The organism is Cupriavidus sp. GW822-FHT02D05 (assembly GCF_058802485.1).
This window is the reverse complement of the sequence record NZ_JBXAOE010000001.1, coordinates 457,930-473,992: the sequence shown is the minus strand read 5'-3', so window position 1 is coordinate 473,992 and position 16,063 is coordinate 457,930. Positions and strand designations below refer to the sequence as shown.

15 protein-coding genes are annotated in these 16,063 nt (G+C 67.2%); 8 read left to right on the top strand and 7 right to left on the bottom strand.

Features of this window, described 5'->3' with window-relative positions; translation table 11 throughout:
* The first annotated feature begins 192 nt into the window (after positions 1-192).
* Entirely contained in the window at positions 193-1,521 is a 1,329-nt protein-coding gene (gene cqsA, locus AC1RQK_RS02170; protein ID WP_492375267.1) for an alpha-hydroxyketone-type quorum-sensing autoinducer synthase, read from the top strand.
* Between the two features lie 7 nt (positions 1,522-1,528).
* Here cqsA and AC1RQK_RS02165 read toward each other — a convergent pair whose 3' ends face one another.
* The 5 genes from AC1RQK_RS02165 to nthA form a co-directional block, all read right to left on the bottom strand.
* Entirely contained in the window at positions 1,529-2,878 is a 1,350-nt protein-coding gene (locus AC1RQK_RS02165) for a sensor histidine kinase (protein WP_492375268.1), read from the bottom strand.
* Between the two features lie 129 nt (positions 2,879-3,007).
* Positions 3,008-3,604, bottom strand: a complete 597-nt coding sequence (ribA, locus tag AC1RQK_RS02160) for a GTP cyclohydrolase II (protein WP_043355124.1) — start codon at positions 3,602-3,604, stop codon at positions 3,008-3,010.
* Between the two features lie 173 nt (positions 3,605-3,777).
* Complete coding sequence (locus tag AC1RQK_RS02155) at positions 3,778-4,164, bottom strand: nitrile hydratase accessory protein (protein WP_492375269.1); 387 nt, start codon at positions 4,162-4,164, stop codon at positions 3,778-3,780.
* Positions 4,157-4,828, bottom strand: a complete 672-nt coding sequence (nthB, locus tag AC1RQK_RS02150) for a nitrile hydratase subunit beta (RefSeq protein WP_492375270.1) — start codon at positions 4,826-4,828, stop codon at positions 4,157-4,159. Before nthB ends, AC1RQK_RS02155 begins: the two co-directional genes overlap by 8 nt.
* Positions 4,825-5,511: a nitrile hydratase subunit alpha gene (gene nthA, locus AC1RQK_RS02145; RefSeq protein ID WP_492807409.1), complete on the bottom strand. Its 687-nt coding sequence runs from the start codon at positions 5,509-5,511 to the stop codon at positions 4,825-4,827. Before nthA ends, nthB begins: the two co-directional genes overlap by 4 nt.
* A gap of 357 nt (positions 5,512-5,868) precedes the next feature.
* On the opposite strand from nthA, the gene AC1RQK_RS02140 reads away from it, so the two are divergent.
* Genes AC1RQK_RS02140 through AC1RQK_RS02115 form a run of 6 tightly spaced genes read left to right on the top strand, consistent with a single transcriptional unit; the run spans position 5,869 to position 11,992 of the window.
* A complete protein-coding gene (locus AC1RQK_RS02140) occupies positions 5,869-6,669 on the top strand; it encodes an STAS domain-containing protein (RefSeq protein WP_492807407.1) in 801 nt (266 codons plus the stop codon).
* Positions 6,670-6,692: 23 nt separating this feature from the next.
* Positions 6,693-7,046, top strand: a complete 354-nt coding sequence (locus AC1RQK_RS02135) for an STAS domain-containing protein (RefSeq protein ID WP_492807405.1) — start codon at positions 6,693-6,695, stop codon at positions 7,044-7,046.
* Between the two features lie 50 nt (positions 7,047-7,096).
* Positions 7,097-7,513: an ATP-binding protein gene (locus AC1RQK_RS02130; protein ID WP_492375274.1), complete on the top strand. Its 417-nt coding sequence runs from the start codon at positions 7,097-7,099 to the stop codon at positions 7,511-7,513.
* Between the two features lie 15 nt (positions 7,514-7,528).
* The gene (locus AC1RQK_RS02125) at positions 7,529-8,632 is read left to right on the top strand and encodes an ATP-binding protein (RefSeq protein WP_492807403.1); all 1,104 of its coding nucleotides are present in this window, start codon (positions 7,529-7,531) and stop codon (positions 8,630-8,632) included.
* Positions 8,629-10,026: a sensor histidine kinase gene (locus AC1RQK_RS02120; RefSeq protein ID WP_492807401.1), complete on the top strand. Its 1,398-nt coding sequence runs from the start codon at positions 8,629-8,631 to the stop codon at positions 10,024-10,026. Before AC1RQK_RS02125 ends, AC1RQK_RS02120 begins: the two co-directional genes overlap by 4 nt.
* A 7-nt stretch (positions 10,027-10,033) precedes the next feature.
* Positions 10,034-11,992, top strand: coding sequence for a hybrid sensor histidine kinase/response regulator (locus AC1RQK_RS02115; RefSeq protein ID WP_492807399.1), 1,959 nt, complete (start codon positions 10,034-10,036; stop codon positions 11,990-11,992).
* Positions 11,993-12,235: 243 nt separating this feature from the next.
* Here AC1RQK_RS02115 and AC1RQK_RS02110 read toward each other — a convergent pair whose 3' ends face one another.
* Both AC1RQK_RS02110 and AC1RQK_RS02105 read right to left on the bottom strand, forming a co-directional pair.
* Positions 12,236-13,066, bottom strand: coding sequence for a sensor histidine kinase (locus AC1RQK_RS02110; RefSeq protein WP_492375278.1), 831 nt, complete (start codon positions 13,064-13,066; stop codon positions 12,236-12,238).
* A 173-nt stretch (positions 13,067-13,239) separates the two neighbouring features.
* Positions 13,240-14,649, bottom strand: a complete 1,410-nt coding sequence (locus AC1RQK_RS02105; protein WP_492807397.1) for a sigma-54-dependent transcriptional regulator — start codon at positions 14,647-14,649, stop codon at positions 13,240-13,242.
* A 324-nt stretch (positions 14,650-14,973) separates the two neighbouring features.
* Between AC1RQK_RS02105 and AC1RQK_RS02100 the strand changes: the two genes are divergently transcribed.
* Positions 14,974-15,990, top strand: coding sequence for a sigma-54 interaction domain-containing protein (locus AC1RQK_RS02100; RefSeq protein WP_492387128.1), 1,017 nt, complete (start codon positions 14,974-14,976; stop codon positions 15,988-15,990).
* Positions 15,991-16,063 lie beyond the last annotated feature (73 nt).

Sequence of the window (16,063 nt, the reverse complement as noted above, 5' to 3'; positions counted from 1 at the left end):
GCTACGGAACAAGGCGAATTCCCGGACACGCGTCAGAATAGCTTGTCGGCGCAACATCAGACATGCAGCAGGCTGCATTCCGCCCCGGAACCTATATTGCAAACAAAGGACGCGGGATGCACCTGTGTTGCCTCGACCTTTATCGGCCGTTTCGGCCATTTTCTTTAGTCGGAGTACTTCAAGGGGGTTGTAATGAGCAATATGGATTCGGGGTGCCTGCAAGCTAGCCGTACGTCGCATCAGGCCGCCGCCACGGTGGCTGCCTGGCCGGATTTTGTCACCACGCGGGTGGCGGGCCACGAGGTGGAACGCGTACAGAAGCGCTGGGGCGGCAGCCACCTGCTGCACGGCCGGCAACCGGGGCCCGACGCCGTGCATTTCTCCAGCAACGACTATCTTTGCCTGCTCGGCGAAGACAAGCTGGTGCGCGCGCAGACGGCCGCCATGCGCGGGCCGGAGAGCGAGCTGCTGATGTCGGCGGTGTTCCAGTACGGCGACAACCCCACCAGCCGGCTGGAGCGCAAGCTGGCGCAGTTCAGCGGCGCCGAGGACAGCATCCTCTGCCAGTCGGGCTGGGTGGCCAATGTGGGCCTGCTGCAGAGCATCGCCAACGAGCGCACGCCGGTCTACCTGGACATGCTGGCCCATATGTCGCTGTGGGAAGGCGCCCACGCGGCGCGCGCCCGTGCCGTGCCGTTCATGCACAACGATGCGGAGCACGCCGAGCGCCAGATCCGTAAGGAGGGCCCCGGCATCATCGTGGTGGATTCCGTCTACAGCACCAATGGCAGCCTGTGCCCGCTGACCGATTTCGTGGAGGTTGCGGAGCGTACCGGCAGTGTGATTGTAGTTGATGAGTCACATTCTCTTGGTACGCATGGCCCCGGCGGCGCGGGCCTGGTGGCGCAGCTCGGACTGTCGAAGCGGGTCCACTTCCAGACAGCCAGCCTGGCCAAGGCATTTGGCGGCCGCGCGGGGCTGGTGACGTGCCCGTCGTCGTTCAAGGGGTATTTCGCTGCGGAATCGCGCCCGGCTATTTTCAGTTCGGGGCTGCTCAGCCATGAACTGGCCTGGTTCGACGCCGCAGCGGATTTCATCGTCGGGGCGAACGATCGCCGCAGGCAGTTGCACGCGGTGTCGGCTCAGGTACGCGAAGCGCTGTCCGGGCTGGGCTACAACGTCTCGGCAGGATCCGAGCAGATCATCGCGCTGGAGTCTGGCACCGAGGAGCAGACGCTGGTGCTGCGCAATGCCTTGCAGTCACGCGGGATCTTTGGCGCCGTGTTCTGCGCGCCGGCCACCGCGCGGGACCGCGCGCTGATGCGGCTGACCATGCATGCCCACCTCACCGCCGTGGAAATCGAGCGCCTGATCCAGGTCTGCGCGGAAATCCGCGATGAGGTGAACCTGGCCGGCTGGCGCTCCACGCAGCGCAAGCCGCGCACGCTGGTGGCGCGCCCGCCGATGGCCATGCAGGCCACGCTGCAAGCCAGCCTCGAAGCGCTGCACGGCGCGGCCTGATGCAGGCTCAGCTTGCCGCGCCGTCGCCCTCCGGGCGCGGCTTGGCAAGCGGGAACTCGAGGACGAACTCCGTGTACTCGTGTTCGACCGAGCTGCAATGGATGCGCCCGTCCCAGGCCTCGAGCGTCTCACGGCAAAAGGCCAGGCCGATGCCGGTGCCCTCATTGCGCGGGTAGGTGTGGAAACGCTTGAAGATGGACGGCAGCTCGCGCTCCGGCACGCCGGTGCCGGTATCCCGGAAGATCAGCCGGTTGCGCCGGGTGCCGCGCTCCAGCCGCAGCCGGATATCGCCGTGCCCTGCCCGCGCCAGCGCGTGCAGCGCGTTCTTGATCAGGTTGAACAACACCATGACCATCAGCTTCTGGTCCGCGTGAATCAGGAAATTCTCTTCCAGATCCACGCGCACCAGCTCCCGCTGGCTGGCTTCAAAGGGGTAGCGGGAGATCGCTTCCTCCACGGCCTGGCCGAGAAGGAAAACCTCGCTGGGCCCGTGCAGGGACTTGGCGCGCGCATTGACCAGCAGCACGTCGATGCCGTGGTTCATGCGGTCGACCTCCAGCTGGATCCGCGGCAACGCGTCCTTGAGCAGGCCAAAATGGGCCCGCGGCAGGTGCAGTGAGTTTTCCGGCGTCTCGTTTTCCTCATAGAAACGGATCAGCCCCGGCAGGTACCGGCCCATGCCGAGCGCCGTGGAGCCGATGCTGCGGATCGGCGTACGCAGCTCATGGGCCACCGTGCCCAGCGCAATCGCCATGCCGTCCAGCTTTTCCTGGATCAGGATGCGCTGGTCAATCTTCAGCACAGCGATGGTACAGATGGTGAAACCGATGATCGGCAGCTCCACCGGCCAGTTCACCGCCAGCATCGCGGCGGGTGGCGGCGTCACGTAGTTGTAGACCAGCCACGCCAGGGCGGTGCCCACCACCAGGGAGGTGGCGCCACCCAGCCAGCCGCTGAAGTTGAAGAGGATGATGACGGCGATCACGAGCGACTGGGACCACACCAGGTTGCCGTGATTCATCAAATACATGTAGACGAAGAAAAACGACAGGCTGTACGTCAGGGTCGCCAAAAAATGTGCAGGAAGCCATTTTTTGTCACGCAGGTCGCGCGAGACGATCAGCGGCAGGCACATGACCATGGCCACCAGCCGCAGGGCCAGGCTCTCGTAAGGCTGGGGAAACCAGAATTTCCAGATCAGGTAGAACGCCGGGTAGCCCGTAAAGGCGAGCCACCCCAGCAGGCGGATGCGCTTGACCTGGGCGGGCTGGCGGATATCGAGATGGACTTCCCTGGCAAGCACCCGGCGCAGGCGCATCGCGCTTTCACCGCAACTGCGTTGAATCTGGGCAAGCATGTTGAGAACCGGCTGAGGGCTGATGGTGGCAACGATGCGAAAGTGTAGCCGGATACACCGGTTCTTTTCTCGGTTTTGTGCGCTTTTCGTAGCTTGGGCCGGAATCCGCCGTTGGCTTGCCGCCCGGCGTCAATCCAGCAGGTGCCCCATGCGCTCGCGCTTGGTCTCCAGGTATTTTTCGTTCTCGGCGTTGGACGGCACGATATGACGCATCTGCTCGACCACCTTGATGCCTGCGGCTTCCAGCGCCTGCTTCTTCTTGGGATTGTTGCTCATCAGCCGGATCGACTTGACGCCCCATTGATGCAGCAGGTCGGCGGCAAAGGCGTAGTTGCGGCTATCGATTTCCTGGCCCAGCGCCAGGTTGGCGTCGACCGTGTCGAGCCCGCCGTCCTGCAGCGCATAGGCGCGGATCTTGTGGCCCAGGCCGATCCCGCGCCCTTCCTGGCCGCGCAGGTACAACAGGATGCCGCGGCCTTCCTCGGCGATCTTCTTCATGGCCAGGTCGAGCTGCTCGCCGCAGTCGCAACGGCACGAGCCAAACACGTCGCCGGTCAGGCATTCGGAATGCAGGCGGGTCAGCACTGCCTCGCCAGTGATGTCGCCAACGCTCAGCGCAAGGTGTTCGATGCCCGAAACGGCACCCTTGAAGGCGTGGGCGGTAAATTCGCCAAATCGGGTCGGCAAGCGGGCCGAGCCGATCAGCTGGATCTCTGTGTCGTTCATGTCAGTCGGAGTGTTGCGCCGGCCTTGGCGGCGCGGCATCGGGGCGCTTGATAGCGTCTAGTCCGCTACGGTAGCACGAGCGGGGCCGGATCGCTGGCGGGCAAGTGGCCGGGCGCCCGCCGGCGGCTCGTATTTGGCCTGAAAGTCGCGCTCAGACCGGCCGCCTTGGCGCCTCAGCCAAGCTCGATCGGCTGGCCGTGGGGCGTGCGCCGGGCCGCCGCGTCCCACGCGTCACGCCGGTCCAGCAGCGCGCTGGCGTCGACCAGGCCCTTGGCCGCGGCGAGCCGCTCCAGCGCGGTCAGCCAGAAGCGGTAGTAATGCTCGCCGTTGTCGGGATCCCCCCCGGCCTGGGCTTCGCGGATGACCTGCGACAGGGTGGCCGCCCATTCCGTCCAGGTAAAGGCGCCGCGCTCATGCAGGGCGAGCGCCAGCGCAAAGGCCTGTGCTTCCCACGGCTCACGGAACACCGGTCCGGTGCTGTCGCAAGGCAGTGCCGGCAGTGCTGCCCGCATGGCCAGCAGGCTTGCGGGCGAGGGCGAAGTTGGCGCCGGATCAGCCATGGGCCACCTCCGCCGGGTCAAGGTAGGACTCCCAGCAATCCGCACAGACCGAGGCCGCGGTGGTGTCGGAGCCCCACAACTCGGTGGCGGCAAAGCGCACGGTGTAGAGCCACTGCGGCTGGTCGCCGGCCCCGGCGGCGCTGGCGTCCGGGAATACATGGGCGCCATGCACAGCCGCAATCTCGCCCTGCCGTCCACGGCAATAGCGTGGCAGCCGGGTGTGGCCGGCAGGATGCATCTGGCGGGTGCGTACCCGGTCGCCCACCTGGAAACGGGCTTCTCCCGGCGCGGGCCGGGCGCTGGGTGTGCCGCGCGCCAGGGCCGGGGCAACCTGATCCGCGCTCAGGATGCGCGCGAGGGGCAGCGGCGGCGCGGTGGATGCGCCGCTGGCGATCTCTTCCGCGTTGGCCATGCCGGTCTTGACCAGCATGGCCTTGAGGCCTTCGAACCAGATCTGGTAGTAGCTGCTGCCAAGGTACTGCGCCGGCGGCAGGCTTTCACGAGCCGCGCGCATGGTGTCGATATTCCACTTGCCGAGCGCACCCATGGCGAGCGTAAGCGCGAGCATGCGGCGCTCCCAGCCGGCGTGGAATACCGGCTCATCGGGTTCCGGGCGAACCGGGCCGAAACCCTGCATGCCGCCGAGGTCTTGGCCACCGTTCATTGCGGCTCCCCTGCCGTTGCCGGCGTGGTCACGTCCGGCAGCAGCCCCGTGCCGATCATCGCGTCACGGGTCACCAGCTCCGCCAGCGCTTGCTCGCTCCAGCTCTCGGTGCCGGCCGGGCGCATGGGTAGCACCAGGTAGCGCAGCTCGGCGGTGGAGTCCCACACCTGGATCTGCACCGCCTGCGGCAGCGTAAAGCCAAAATCGCGCAGCACGCCGCGTGGATCGATCACCGCCCGGGCACGGTACGGCGCGGACTTGTACCAGACCGGCGGCAGTCCCAGCACCGGCCAGGGATAGCAGGAGCACAGGGTGCAGACCACCATGTTGTGGGTGGCGGGCGTGTTCTCCAGCACGATCATGTGCTCGCCCTGGCGGCCGGTAAAGCCGAGCGAGGCGATGGCCGCGGTGGCGTCCGCCAGCAGCCACGCCTTGTAGGCGGGATCGGCCCAGGCCTTGGCGACCACGCGCGCCCCGTTGCGCGGGCCGATGTGTTGCTCGTAGGCTTCGATCAGGACATCCAGCGCGGCCGGGTCGACATAGCCCTTCTCCACCAGCAGCGATTCCAGCGCGCGCACGCGCAGGTCCATCTCGGAGAGCGTGCTGCCGCCGTGGCCGTGATCGTGATCGTGGTCATGGCCATGCGGGGGACTGGCTGGCGAATCGGGAGAGTCTTGGCGCATCGATGTCTGGGGAGATCGTTTCGGGATCGTTCTGGCACGGACACTGCTGAGCGCTCAGTATGGCCGCGCGCGCGGCGCCTGGCAATCCGGGCCGCCCGGCGCCTTCCTGTGGCAGGGTCCTGCACGTGGGCACGGCTTTTGCGCCATTTCCTCCATCCGGGCCACCAGGCGGCACGAGCCAGGCCCGCCGGCTCCTGGGCATCGCCCGCAAACCGTTGCCGGCCAAGGGGAAACGCAGCCTTCGGCATATCAAGGGGGAGAATCGTGGCGCAAACGCTACATGCAGAAAATACCGATCAGGGCCCTGACGCCCTAGTCGTTCTTACAAGCGTTCTTACAAACGAACCCGAGGCGCTATTGAATGACTGGGTAGCGCAGCAGCTTGCCCTGCCGGGCGGGCAGCGCCTGGCGCAAGCGGAGCTGCGCGACCAGTCCCAGCGCTTCCTGCACGGCCTGCGCGAAGCGCTGCGCGCCGGCGCCACTGCGGACCTGAGCAAGCCGGAATGGGAGCGCGTACGCGGCGTGCTGGCGGATATCTCGCGCCGCCGCGCCCGCGAAGGCTTCTCTCCGGCTGATACGGCCATGTTCGTGTTCTCGCTCAAGCAGCTGGCTTTCGTGCGCTTGCGCAAGCTGCTGGCCCAGGACCCGGTCCGGCTGGCGGACGAAACCTGGGCGACCAGCGCCCTGCTGGATCAGCTCGGCCTTTACACCACGACGCTATACCAGGCCAGCCGCGAAGAGGTCATCGCGCGGCAGCAAAGCGAACTGATGGAACTGTCGACGCCCGTGGTGCAGCTCTGGGACGACATCCTGGCGCTGCCGCTGATCGGCACGCTGGATAGCGCGCGGACCCAGACCGTGATGGAGAATCTGCTGCAGAAGATCGTCGATACCGGCGCCTCGATCGCCATCATCGACATCACCGGCGTGCCCACCGTGGACACGCTGGTCGCGCAGCACTTGCTGAAGACCGTGGCGGCGGCCCGGTTGATGGGCGCGGATTGCATCATCAGCGGCATTCGCCCGCAGATTGCGCAGACCATTGTCCACCTCGGCGTGGACCTGGCCGATGTCACCACCAAGGCCACCCTGGCGGATGCGTTCCGCGTCGCGCTCAAGCGTACCGGGGGCGCCGTTACCAGTGCCGCCCGGCGCTAGCCGCGCGCAACGGATGAACGGATATGGAGCGCATTCCAATTCTTCGCATGGGCAGCCTGCTGCTGGTGACGATCCAGGTCGACATGCACGACCGGCTGGCACTGACGCTGCAGGAGGACCTTTCCGAGCGCATTGTCAAGGACCGCGCCAAGGGCGTGCTGATCGACATCTCAGCACTGGACCTGGTGGATTCGTTCATCGGCCGCATGATTGGCAATACCGCCTCCATTGCGCGCGTGCTTGACGCCCAGACCGTGGTCGTCGGCATGCAGCCCGCCGTGGCGATCACCCTGGTGGAACTCGGGGTCCCGCTGGATGGGGTGCGCACCGCGCTGAACGTGGAGCGCGGCATGGCCCTGCTGCAGGCCGGCGCATGAACCCGCACGACGGCGTTTTCGCGGCCCAGAGGCCCTCGCTTCAGCAGGCTATGCCCGAGAGCCATGCGGCGGCGCAGAACATGCCGTTGCGCACGGGCGAGGACGTGGTGCGGCTGCGCAAGCTGGTGCGCGAAGCGGCGGTGGCACAGGGCATGTCCCTGGTCGACCAGACAAAGCTGGTCACCGCGGCGAGCGAGCTGGCGCGCAACATGGTGCTCTACGGCGGCGGCGGCACCGCGCAGGTCCTGCCGGTGACGGCGGGCGCGCGGCGCGGCGTGCAGTTGCGGTTCATCGATCAGGGGCCCGGTATTGCCGATGTGCAGGCGGCCCTGCAGGACGGTTTCACCACCGGCGGCGGCTTGGGCATTGGCCTAGGTGGCGCACGGCGGCTATCCGACGCTTTCGAGATCGATAGCGCGCCGGGCCGGGGAACGACGGTGACCATCGCCCGCTACGGCGTGTTCTGAATGCGGGAGAACATCATGCAGATTAGAGCCTCGATCCAGGAAGCCAGCCATGTCGCGCAGGCGCGCCGCACGGTCACCGAGCTGGCCATCCGCTGTGGCTTTGGCGAGGTGGCCACGGGCCGCCTGGCCATCGCCGTCTCCGAGGCAGCAACCAACATCCTGAAGCACGGCGGGGATGGCGAACTGCTGATCCGTGCCTTGCAGGAAGAAGTTGCCGGGCCGGCCGCGCCGCAGGTGGAGGTGATCGCCATCGACCGCGGCCCTGGCATGGCCGACCTCAGCACCAGCCTGCGCGACGGCTTTTCCACGACCGGCACCGCCGGCAACGGGCTGGGGGCAATAAGCCGGCTCGCCACCGCCTTCGATATCTACAGCGCGCCCGGCAAAGGCACGGTCCTGCGCATGGCGCTCTCCCCCTCCGACCGGCCAGCGCCACCAGCCCTGCCGGCGATCTCGGTGGGATCAGTGTGCGTGCCCATTGCCGGCGAGACCGAGTGCGGCGACGGCTGGCACGTGAGTTCGGCGCACGAGCTATCCAGTCTCACGGTGACCGATGGGCTCGGCCACGGCCCCGATGCCGCGCGCGCCGCCGAGGCCGCCAAGCGGGTTGCCGCCGCCCATGCCTTCGTGGCCCCCGCGGTGCTGATCGGGCACGCCCATGCGGCACTGCGGGCCACGCGCGGCGCGGCCATGGCGGTAGCCCGCATCGAGACGGCGCCGGGGCGGATCCGCTTTGCAGGCATCGGCAACATCGCCGCTTGCGTGGTCACGCCCGGGACGCTGGGCAGCACGGGGACACGGCGCCAGTTGATTTCGCACAACGGCATCGTCGGCTACGCCATACGCAAGGTGACTGAAGTGGAGGCACCGTGGCCGCCCGACACGCTGTTGATCCTGCACAGCGATGGCCTGGGCACGCACTGGGACCTGGACGACTATCCGGGTCTGAACGCGCGGCACCCGGCCATCATCGCGGCGGTGCTGTACCGGGATTTCGCGCGCGGGCGCGATGACGTCACCGTGATCGTGTGCCGCCGCAACAGCGAATGCCACGCGTGGACGGGCCCGTTGAGCGCCCCGGGCTCGGCTGCCGCTGCTGGCCAGGGAGCCTTGCCATGAAGCTCCCGCTGTTCCAGATCACCCTGCGCGCGGACACCGACGTGGTGGTGGCGCGCCAGGCCGCCCGCAACGCCGCGGCCGAGCTTGGCTTCTCCGCGATCGAGCAAACGGCCATCGCCACCACGGTGTCGGAACTTGCGCGCCTGCTGCTGGCGATGGACGAGCCCCGCACGCTGCGCGCGGAACTGGATCGCGGCGATTGCCGCAACGAGGCGGCGCGCGAACTCGCCATCGTCGTCGATGCGGCGCCCTCCGCCATTTCAACGCTGGCACGCATGCTGCGGGGCGAGGCCCTGGCGGGCGACCCGCCGGGCCAGGCGCTGCTGCATGCCGTGGCGCTGGCCGACACCTGGTCGCTTGACCCCGAGGCAAGCCAGCAACCCCGTCTCGCCATTCGCCGGCATCTGCCGCCAGCCGCGGCGGAGCCTGCGCCAGCCGCGCTGGCCGCCATCTCCGGGCGCTGCCTGGAGCGCTCGCCTGATCTGCTTGCGAGCGAGCTGCGCGAGCAGAACCGCGAGCTGGCTGGCACGCTGCACGAACTGGCCGCCCGCCAGCGCGAGCTCGAGCTGCTGGCCAACGAGCTGGCGGACACCAACCGTGGTGTGGTGGCCCTGTACGCGGAGCTGGATGATCGGGCCGACCGCCTGCGCGTGGCGGACGAAACCAAGAGCCGCTTCCTCTCCAACGTGAGCCACGAACTGCGCACGCCGCTCAGCTCGATCCGCGCCTTGTCCACGTTGCTGCTCGACCAGACCGATGGCCCGCTCAATGCCGAGCAGGTGCATCAGGTGACGATGGTGCGCCATTCCGCCGAGGCGCTGAGCCAGCTGGTCGACGACCTGCTCGACCTGGCGAAGATCGCCTCGGGCAAGACCGAAGTGCACGTCACCGAATTCACGCTGGACAGTACCTTCAGCGCGCTGCGCGGCATGATGCGCCCGCTGCAGCACAGCGCCGAGGTGGAACTGGTGATCGGCGCCGTCGACCACGTCCCGTCACTGCGTACCGACGAGGGCAAGGTGGCGCAGATCCTGCGCAACTTTGTCTCCAACGCGCTCAAGTACACCGAGCGCGGCGAGGTGCGTGTGAGCGCCCTCTACCTCCCGGCCACCGACCAGCTGGTGCTCACGGTTGCGGACACCGGCATCGGCATTGCTCCCGAACACCTGCCGGTGATCTTCGAGGAGTTCGCGCAGATCGCGAACCCGCTGCAGCACCGGGCCAAGGGAACGGGCCTGGGCCTCCCGCTGTGCCGCCAGCTTGCCGAATTGCTGAACGGCGACATCCACGTCCAAAGCGAGGCTGGCAAGGGATCCACCTTCACGCTGACGATCCCCGCTCACTGCCCCGCATGCACACGCCACACAGCACCTTTCGATACGCCACTTCGCTGAGTTCGCCATGAACATCCTGCCCTCTCCCATCAACGCCAGGCGCCCGCTGATCCTCAACGTGGACGATAGCGACGGGGCTCGCTACGTCAAGGGCCGCATCCTGCAGCGCGCGGGCTTCTCCGTGCTGGAGGCCGCGAGCGGACAGGCCGCGCTGTCGCTGGTGCGCCAGCATGCCCCGGACCTGGTGCTGCTGGATGTGAAGCTGCCCGACATCAGTGGACTGGAAGTGTGCCGGCTGATCAAGAGCGATCCCGAGACCGCCAGCACGCTGGTGCTGCAGACTTCGGCCGCGCTGACCGAATCGCGCCACCGGGTTCAGGCCCTGGATGGCGGCGCCGACAGCTACCTGATCGAGCCCGTGGACGCGGAAGAACTGGTGTCGAGCATCAATGCCCTGCTGCGCATGCGCAAGGCCGAGGAGGCCTCCCGCCAGTCGTCGCAAGCGCTGCGCGAGAACGAGGAACTGTTCCGCCAGCTGGCCGAGAATCTCTCCGATGCGCTGTGGATCCTGGACCCCGCCGAGCGCCAGTTCCTGTTCATGAGCCCGTCGTTCGCCCAGCTCTGGGGGCGCCCGGTGGAAGACCTCAAGCACAACCCGCGCAACTGGCTCGCCAGCGTGCACGCCGAGGACCGCGAGCGCATGGAGGCTGCATTCGATGCCATGCTGCGCGACGGCCATATGGATGCGGAATTCCGGCTCGAGCGAGGCGACGGCGAAGTCAGCGAGGTCCGCGCGCGCGCATTCCCGGTCTCCAACACGGCCGGCGTGTTCTATCGCGTGGCCGGCATCTGCCAGGACATCACTCCGCAAAAGCGCGCCGAGCGCATGCTGCTGGACGAGGATCGCCGCAAGGACGATTTCCTCGCCATGCTGGCCCACGAACTGCGCAACCCGCTCGCACCGATGCGCAGCGCCGCCGACTTGCTGATGCGCTGCGCGCCAAGCCGCGAGGACACCTTCAAGGCGCGCGACATCATCGCCCGGCAGCTGCATCACCTGACCCGCCTGGTGGACGACCTGCTCGATATCTCGCGCTTCACCCAGGGCCGGATCGTGCTGCGCGACGACCTGGTCGAGCTGCGCACCGCGCTGAGCACCGCCGTGGAAGCCGTGCGTCCGTTGATCGATTCGCGCGGCCACTCGCTGCGGTTGAGCGTGCCCGAGGGGCCAATGCCAGTACGCGGCGACCTGGTGCGGCTGACGCAGATCTTCAGCAACCTGCTGCACAACGCGGCGCGCTATACCCAGCCGGACGGCCAGCTCGCGCTGGAAGTCACCAGCGACGGTACGCTGCTCACGGTCCGGGTGCGGGACAACGGCCCCGGCTTGTCGCCGCAGGCGCTGCAAGCCATCTTCGACCCAACCACCGCGCATTACGGCGACAAGCCCCGCGGCACCACCGGGCAGGAGGGCATGGGCATCGGGCTGTCGCTGGTGCAAAAGCTGGTCAAGCTGCATGGCGGCACTGTCCACGCGCAGAGCGCGGGCGCGGGCCTGGGCTGCACCTTTGTGGTGGAGCTGCCCGCGCAGCCGTGGCAGAGCTGGCAGCCCGAAGTGGGCAAGCTACGCTCCCCGCTCGGCACGCCGCGCACGGTGATGGTGGTAGACGACAACATCGATGCGCTGGAGGCCATGGCGCTCACGCTGGAGGCCATGGGACACACGGTGGTGACCGCCATCGACGGGCCGGCCGCGATCGTGCGCGCGGTCAAGGCGCAGCCCGATGTGATCTTGCTGGATATCGGGATGCCGGCAATGGATGGCTTCGAGATTGCGCAACGGCTGCGTGCCATCCCCGAGTTGCAGCATGTGCGCCTGGTGGCATTGACGGGTTATAGCCAGCCAGCCGACCGGCAGCGGACCAACGAAGCCGGTTTTGACCAACATCTGGTGAAGCCGGTGGACCTGGAGGTGTTGTCGCGGATGCTGGAAGAACTTGGGGAGCCGGCTGCCCCCCGATCTTGATTTTTCGGAGATGGAGCATGCAGATGCACTTTCATATCACGCCCGAGCCTGATCAAAACCCGCCACCGCCGGAGGTTCCTCCCCCCGAAGTGCCTGATCCCGATCCGCCCGTGCCCGTGAGCGATCCGCCGCCAGGCGACAGGCCCCCGCCGCCGCAGCGGGCGTGAGGCTTCGAAGCCAAACTGAAAACGGCATTTCGCAGGCGCCATGCACTTTATGCTGCAACCGGTAAAAACTACGTGCTCAATGGGTTTCGTGCGGCGTGGCATGCAGCGGAAAACTCACTGTAATGCACACCGATCCGCTATCGGTCGAACACCCCTGCCCTTCGGCCTCGATGTGCGCCCCATGCGTTTCCACCAGCCGCCTGGCGAGCAGCAGCGCAGTGCCTTGGCGTGGCGCCGAGTTGCCGCCCTGGGCCTTGCGCCGGCGGAAGAAATCGGAGAGCACGGCAATGCGCTCTTCCCTGCGTGCGCCGGTGGGCGCCCGGCTCTCGGTAATGCGCAGCCGGATCCGCCCCGCCTCGAACTTGAGGTGCGTCTCCACGGTATCGGCGCTGCGCGCATGGTGAATGCAATGCACCAGCAAGTTGCGCAGCAGCGGATCCAGGCGGCGCGTGTCTGCGTCGATCAGCAGGCCGTCGCCAGGCTGATCCGCAGCGCTGTCCACGCCCGCTGCGGCCAGTATGACGCCGCGCGCTTCGGCCACCGGGCGTACCTCGTCCGTCGCCTTCTGCAATGCGGCCAGCAGGTCTACGCGCTCCCACTGCGGCGAGCTGTCGTCGGCCAGCAGCGCCACCGCCTCCTCCATGTGTTCGATCAGCGCCAGTTGCTGCTGCATGCCGGTGCGGATGCCGCTAAGCGCCCGCTGCGCGGAGGCGGGAGGCGTGTCGAGCGTGTGGTCCAGCACGTAGGCCCAGCTCTGCACCCCGTTAAGCGCGGAGCGCAGGTCATGCGCCACCTGGCTGATCAACGTGGCGACCTCGGCGCCGCTCTGGATCGGCTCGCTGGGTTCAACGGTCGCGGGACGATCCGATGCGTCGGGGCCTTCTGAAGGATGATGTTGCTGCGACATGGATACCTTTTGGGGCTGCATGCTCGCCCGGTTGTCATGCAATAACCATACCGCGCACGCCAATGGATGGCATCCGTGCAGCGCGAAACCGTAATTCCGGCACGCACCCGGCCAACTTTTGGTATCCGATCCAGCGGCGGCGCGCCAGGAACGCTGGCAGCGCGCGGCACAAGCTAGTTCGGCGCCGTGGTGCCGCCCGGCGGCGTGCTCGTGCCGTTGGCGCGCAGCGATTCGGGCAACTCCCCCCTTGAGGCATATTCTTCCAGGCGGTTATACAAGGTCTTGAGGCTGATGCCGAGTATCTCGGCGGCGTGCTTCTTCACACCGGAGCACTGCTCCAGCGTGGCAAAGATCAACTGGCGGTCGGCCTCGGCCAGCGACATCCCCACTGGCACCGAGACCATGGCGGTGGCAGCCGAATTGGCCGCTGCCACCTGCAGCGGCACGTGCGCATCGGCAATGAGATCCTGGTCGGCCATGATGTAGGCGCGCTGCACAAAGTTGCGCAGCTCGCGCACATTGCCGGGCCATGCATGCAGCAGCAAGCTATCGAGCAGCGCCGGGGCAAAGCGGCGTTGCGTGCCATGCTCGCCGTTCATCTGCTCCAGCAGCGTGTTGGCGATCTGCACCACGTCGTCGGCGCGCGCGCGCAGCGGCGGCAGCTCGATCGGGAACACGTTGAGCCGGTGATAGAGGTCGGCACGCAGCTTGCCCTCGGCTACCGCCTCTTCCGGATTGCGGTTGGTGGCGGCCACCACACGCACATCGGCATGCAGCTCGCGGTTGGTGCCAACGCGCATGAAGGCGCCGGACTCCAGCACGCGCAGCAGCTTGACCTGCAGCTCGACCGGCATCTCGGTGATTTCGTCGAGAAAGAGCGTGCCGCCATCAGCGCGCTCGAAGTAGCCTTTGTGCTGGCGCTCCGCACCCGTAAAGCTGCCGCGCTCGTGGCCGAACATCTCGGACTCGATCAGCGTGGAGGAAATCGCGCCGCAGTTCACGGCCAGGAAGGGCTGGCGCCGGCGCGCCGAGAGTTCGTGCAAGGTCTGCGCGGCCAGCTCCTTGCCGGTCCCGCTCTCGCCCACCAGCAGCACCGTGGCCTCGGTGGGCGCGACCTTGCCGAGCTGGTCGTAGACCACCTGCATCGCTTCGGAGCTGCCAAGCAGGCGGCCAAAGCGGCCATAGCGGCGCAGTTCGTCGCGCAGGGAATGGATTTCCGCCTTGAGGTCGCCGGTGGTGGCAATGCGCTTCAGGACGGTGCGCAGGCGTGTCACGTTGATCGGCTTGACCAGGTAATCGGTGGCGCCCCGGCGCAGGGCGTCCACGGCGGATTCCACGCTGGCGTAGCCGGTCATCAGGATCACTTCGACGCCGGCGGTGCCGACCTCGTTGAACAGGTCCATGCCGCTGCCGTCGGGCAGCTTCAGGTCGGCCAGCACAACGTCCGGCACCTGCCAGCCGATCTGCAGGCAGGCTTCGCGCAAGTCGCCTGCGGTGGCGGACGTGAAGCCCTCGGCCGCCACGATCTCGGACAGTGCGGCACAAGTATTTTCATCGTCGTCGACGATCAGGATGTGGGGCATCGTTCTCCGTATCGGCACCGTATCACCCGGCTGCCACGGCAAGCACGGTCCTGGCCTTATGTCAGAACATAGGGCGGTAGTGCGTCCTGGCGCCAAGGTTAATCCGGGGATACAACCAATTTTATGCGGGCGCCAGCCGCAGCGGTACCAGTGTCTGTCTGACAACGCCACGCGCCGGCACGCATTGGCGCAGGAACCGTTCAAAACAGTGGCCTCAAGCCAAAGCACGCGCTAGGATTAGCTCAACTGCCCCCAGATTGCCCCACCGCCGACGCACCTCCCGCCGACCCGGCCATAGGCGATCACGCCCCCATGCCGCACTCGATGACAAGCCTCAACCCGCCCGCCGCCTCCCTTCCCGCCACGCCGGCATGCGGCGCGCCGCGGCGCGCCGTACAGGGTCCCTCGGCCTTGCTATGGCAAAGCGCTTCGCCCGTCATGCAGCAGTTGCTCGCGCAGATCGACCGCGTGGCCGCCACGGAAGTCACGATGCTGGCGGTGGGCGAAAGCGGCACCGGCAAGGAGCTGGTAGCCCGCGCCGTGCACGACCGCGGCGCGCGCCGGGCCGGCCCGTTCGTCGCGGTCAATTGCGGGGCGATATCCCCCACGCTGATCGAGTCGGAGTTGTTCGGCCACGAGAAAGGCGGTTTCACGGGCGCCGTGCAGCAGAAGGCCGGGTATTTCGAGCAAGCCCGGGGCGGCACGCTGTTTCTGGATGAAGTCACGGAAATGGCGCCCGACATGCAGATCAAGCTGCTGCGCGTGCTGGAGACGCGCACCTTCCACCGCGTGGGCGGCGACACGCAGATCGTGTGCGACGTGCGCATCCTCGCCGCGACCAACCGCGACCCTGTCGACGCGGTGCGCACTGGCCAGTTGCGCGAGGACCTGCTTTACCGCCTTGCGGTCTTCCCGTTGCACATTCCGCCGCTGCGCGAGCGTGGCGAGGATATCGCGCAGCTGGCCAGGCACTTCCTGGCGGAATTCAACGCCATGGAGGGCGCCGACAAGGTGTTCTCCGGCACGGCGCTGGAACGGCTGCGGCACTACGGCTGGCCCGGCAATGTGCGCGAACTGAAGAACACCATCTATCGCGCCTTTATCTTGGCCGACCGCGTCATCGACATCGTCAACCCCAATATCGCCACCCAACCGCCACGGCCGGCCACGCTGGACGGCTTCGTCAACGTGCGCATCGGCACCTCGCTGGCCGACGCCCAGCGCGAGATCATCCTGGCCACGCTGGCGCGCTTTGGCGGCGACAAGCGGCAGGCTGCGCACTCGCTTGGCATCAGCCTGAAGACGCTCTACAACCGGCTGGATGCCTATCGCACGAGCTGAGCCGCGCCATTCGCCCACTGGAGGCGCGCTCACCGCGTCCCAGTGCGCCCCTCGGACAATCGATCCCCTCTAA

Bases quoted from the DNA above. Each gene is read 5' to 3' on its own strand.
- AC1RQK_RS02115 (WP_492807399.1), top strand. From the start codon at position 10,034: ATGAACATCCTGCCCTCTCCCATCAACGCCAGGCGCCCGCTGATCCTC.
- AC1RQK_RS02125 (WP_492807403.1), top strand. From the start codon at position 7,529: ATGCAGATTAGAGCCTCGATCCAGGAAGCCAGCCATGTCGCGCAGGCG.
- ribA (WP_043355124.1), bottom strand. From the start codon at position 3,604: ATGAACGACACAGAGATCCAGCTGATCGGCTCGGCCCGCTTGCCGACC.
- AC1RQK_RS02135 (WP_492807405.1), top strand. From the start codon at position 6,693: ATGGAGCGCATTCCAATTCTTCGCATGGGCAGCCTGCTGCTGGTGACG.
- cqsA (WP_492375267.1), top strand. From the start codon at position 193: ATGAGCAATATGGATTCGGGGTGCCTGCAAGCTAGCCGTACGTCGCAT.
- AC1RQK_RS02165 (WP_492375268.1), bottom strand. From the start codon at position 2,878: ATGCTTGCCCAGATTCAACGCAGTTGCGGTGAAAGCGCGATGCGCCTG.
- AC1RQK_RS02110 (WP_492375278.1), bottom strand. From the start codon at position 13,066: ATGTCGCAGCAACATCATCCTTCAGAAGGCCCCGACGCATCGGATCGT.
- AC1RQK_RS02120 (WP_492807401.1), top strand. From the start codon at position 8,629: ATGAAGCTCCCGCTGTTCCAGATCACCCTGCGCGCGGACACCGACGTG.
- AC1RQK_RS02155 (WP_492375269.1), bottom strand. From the start codon at position 4,164: ATGGCTGATCCGGCGCCAACTTCGCCCTCGCCCGCAAGCCTGCTGGCC.
- nthA (WP_492807409.1), bottom strand. From the start codon at position 5,511: ATGCGCCAAGACTCTCCCGATTCGCCAGCCAGTCCCCCGCATGGCCAT.
- AC1RQK_RS02105 (WP_492807397.1), bottom strand. From the start codon at position 14,649: ATGCCCCACATCCTGATCGTCGACGACGATGAAAATACTTGTGCCGCA.
- AC1RQK_RS02130 (WP_492375274.1), top strand. From the start codon at position 7,097: ATGCCCGAGAGCCATGCGGCGGCGCAGAACATGCCGTTGCGCACGGGC.
- AC1RQK_RS02100 (WP_492387128.1), top strand. From the start codon at position 14,974: ATGACAAGCCTCAACCCGCCCGCCGCCTCCCTTCCCGCCACGCCGGCA.
- nthB (WP_492375270.1), bottom strand. From the start codon at position 4,828: ATGAACGGTGGCCAAGACCTCGGCGGCATGCAGGGTTTCGGCCCGGTT.